This window comes from Hymenobacter sp. AT01-02 (genome assembly GCF_000961955.2).
Lineage (GTDB): Bacteria > Bacteroidota > Bacteroidia > Cytophagales > Hymenobacteraceae > Hymenobacter > Hymenobacter mucosus.
The window spans coordinates 1-572 of record NZ_JZIR02000200.1 but is presented as its reverse complement, the minus strand read 5'-3'; the positions used below and the strand labels follow the sequence as shown (position 1 = coordinate 572).

Sequence of the window (572 nt, the reverse complement as noted above, 5' to 3'; positions counted from 1 at the left end):
CTTCATCTATATTCTTTGCCTGACCGTCTTGAACGGCTACTTCCTTCTGAATCAACTAAAAAGGCCTTGAACAAGATGTTCAAGGCCTTTTATTCTGTAGTGTTGTTGGGTTATGTCAGCCGGCGCTTCACCATCAGATAGTCTAGGTAGTAGAGGATTTTGATGGATAGGTTATTGTTGTGGGGGGTATTCATGGTATTGTTCAGGTTACTGAAGTAGAGTGGAGTAGCTTCGTTGGCCTCCAGAAAAGAGGAACTAGCATTCTTCCACACAATACTTACCTGTGACCCGGGCGCAAACCACCACGCATATACTGCGTCCACGTTGAAGGCATTGAAGGTATTGTCGCGGTTGCGGCGGTAGTCTACCAGCGTTTCCCGGCCATCTTTACCTAGGCGGACGAAATCAGCATAGCTCACGGTGCTGGTGTAGTGCCGCATGCGGATAGTGAGCGACATCCGATTGTTAAAGGTGTACGCTCCCGATAGCGTGTTTGTGACGGTGAGCACGCGACGGCGACCCAGTAACACATCCACCGGGGCTTTCCTCAATAGCACATTCCCGCCGAACTG

The 572-nt window shown here is 50.0% G+C and carries 1 protein-coding gene; it reads right to left on the bottom strand.

Translation table 11 applies throughout. The features are described 5' to 3' along the window. Nucleotides 1-110: 110 nt before the first annotated feature. On the bottom strand, nt 111-572 hold a 462-nt coding region (locus VI25_RS22340; RefSeq protein ID WP_236705212.1), incomplete at its 5' end, for a DUF5916 domain-containing protein.